3 protein-coding genes and 1 pseudogene are annotated in these 2,042 nt (G+C 60.8%); 2 read left to right on the forward strand and 2 right to left on the reverse strand.

Annotated elements, in window-relative coordinates:
• A pseudogene (locus ACEW8G_RS15410) lies at window positions 1-390 on the forward strand (siroheme synthase); the annotation flags it as partial.
• Here ACEW8G_RS15410 and ACEW8G_RS15415 read toward each other — a convergent pair.
• Both ACEW8G_RS15415 and ACEW8G_RS15420 read right to left on the reverse strand, forming a co-directional pair.
• The gene (locus ACEW8G_RS15415) at window positions 350-772 is read right to left on the reverse strand and encodes a PaaI family thioesterase (RefSeq protein ID WP_373489279.1); all 423 of its coding nucleotides are present in this window, start codon (window positions 770-772) and stop codon (window positions 350-352) included. The pseudogene ACEW8G_RS15410 and the gene ACEW8G_RS15415 sit on opposite strands and share 41 nt — an antisense overlap.
• A 3-nt stretch (window positions 773-775) precedes the next feature.
• Window positions 776-1,264, reverse strand: coding sequence for a PaaI family thioesterase (locus ACEW8G_RS15420; RefSeq protein WP_373489280.1), 489 nt, complete (start codon window positions 1,262-1,264; stop codon window positions 776-778).
• A gap of 232 nt (window positions 1,265-1,496) precedes the next feature.
• Between ACEW8G_RS15420 and ACEW8G_RS15425 the strand changes: the two genes are divergently transcribed.
• Entirely contained in the window at window positions 1,497-1,967 is a 471-nt protein-coding gene (locus ACEW8G_RS15425) for a DUF2721 domain-containing protein (protein WP_373489281.1), read from the forward strand.
• Window positions 1,968-2,042 lie beyond the last annotated feature (75 nt).

A 2,042-nucleotide genomic window follows, 5' to 3' on the forward strand; every position in this document is an offset into this window, starting at 1 on the left:
GCCCGCGATGCGATCCGCGCGCGCTGGCCCGATGGCGCTGAGCGCCGCCGCGCGATTGATGCTGCGCTGGCCCCGAATGGAAGACTTGATCCGCTCGCTAATGCCACGGATACGGCGGTTCAGGAGTGGCTATATGCCCCGAACGCGAGCGCACAGGCAGGGGTCTATACGATAGCAATTGATTCAGATGATCCCGATGATCTGACCATCCGCCAGCTGCGCCTGCTGGGCAGTGCCGATCTGGTGGTCCATGATGCAGACGTCGCTGCGGATATTCTGGCGCGGGTTCGCGCCGATGCATCGCTTGCCCGGTTCGATGGGCAGGACCCTCAGCCTTTCGAGGGGCAGATCATTGTCCGGCTGTTGCGGGTGACAGCAGGAAGTTCATAAAAACCGTTGCGACCGGCTTGGTCGCATCCTCTTGCCACGCCCGCGCCTCGACATTGGCGACGCGGCGACCAAGCCGGATGACCTCGCCCACCGCATAGGTGCGCAGTTCTCGCCCGCCACGCATGAAGTTGATGGTGATGTTGACCGGTTTGACGCGATAATCGCCACCAATGCGCGTGCGCAATGCGGCTATGGCTGCGATCTCGAGCAGGCCGCTGAGCGCTCCGCCGTGCAGATAGCCCGGTCGCCCCGTCACCGCCGGGCTGAAATCGTAAGCGATAACCGGCATTTCGCCCAGCAAATGGTCGACATTCATGCCCATTGTTCTGGCAAAGGGCGGCAGGATTGCTTCGATGGCGGCAAGGGTTGCTGTGTCGCTCATCAATCAGCCCAGAAAATTTTCGACGTGGATGAAGGTGCCGGCAACATGCGCCACCGGGTCACCCGGGTCACCATCATGCGCAACCCCGCGCACAAAGGCGATGGAGCGGGTGTATTTGTAGCACTCGCCGCGCCCGAACACCGTCTTGCCGGGGGCCGCAGGGCGCATGTAATCGACGCGCAGGTCAAGCGTCACTTGCGGGCGAAAGGCTTTCATTGCAGTCCACACCGAAAGGCTGGTGGCATTGTCCATGAGGCTGATGATTGGCCCGGATGCGATAACGCCGCTGCTTTCATCGCCGATCAGATTTTCGCTGTAGGGCAGCTGAAGTTCGACCCAATTGTCACCATGGTCGCCATAACGCATGCCGATATGGCCACCATGACCGTGGCCCAGCATCATCTGCATGAAGGCGCGTGGGCTGAAGGTGGAGCCCTCCGGTGGCCGACCTGAGGCATGGCCATCAACGGGTGCAGGGCTGTCGCTAGACATGAAGTGCATCTTTCGCTCGGCAGGATAACAGACATCGCCTGGTGCGGCGTCCCATCAGACAGCAAACAGGCCGATGGTCAATTGCCATTTCATCCAACCGGGTTGCAGCGCATCTGCTCCATTGCCGCAACGACGGGTGAAACCGGCGGGCGCTGCAATTGACGATTGCTGCCCTGCCAAGCCCGGTTATAAGTCAAAATACGAAACAGCCGGGGGGGGTTAGTTCAAACGCATGTTCAATTCTTCAGATCAAATCGGCCAGATCGGCGAACTGATTCAGCTTGCCATGGCCCCGGCATTTCTGCTGGTGGCCACCGGCAACATTCTGCAGCTATTCGCCGGGCGTCTTGCGCGGGTGATTGACCGCGAACGGGTGCAGATGGCTGCGTTCTACCGCACCGAAGGCGAAGAGCACACCCGCGTCGTGCTTGAACTGCGCAATCTTGACCGGCGGGCAGGCGTCGTGAATTCCGCCATTTTGCTCGGAACGCTTGGCGCGATGACGGTGAGTCTGCTGATTGCAACGCTGTTTATCATGGGGCTGACCGGCCTGGACCTGAGCGTCGTCATCGCCGCCGGCTTTATCCTGGCGATGCTGTTGCTGATTGTTGGCCTGACGCTGTTCGTGGTTGAAGTGAGGCTGGCAAACCGCAACATCCACGTAGAAAAACAGTTGCTCGAACTCGAAGACGAAACCGCTTAGCGGTTTATCCAGCGGCGGGCGGCGTGGCTGCAGCATCGGCCCCGGCGGCGCCTTCGCCTGCCTCGGCAGCGGCAG

Origin of the sequence: Blastomonas sp., from assembly GCF_041747255.1 — a bacterium.
Lineage (GTDB): Bacteria > Pseudomonadota > Alphaproteobacteria > Sphingomonadales > Sphingomonadaceae > Blastomonas.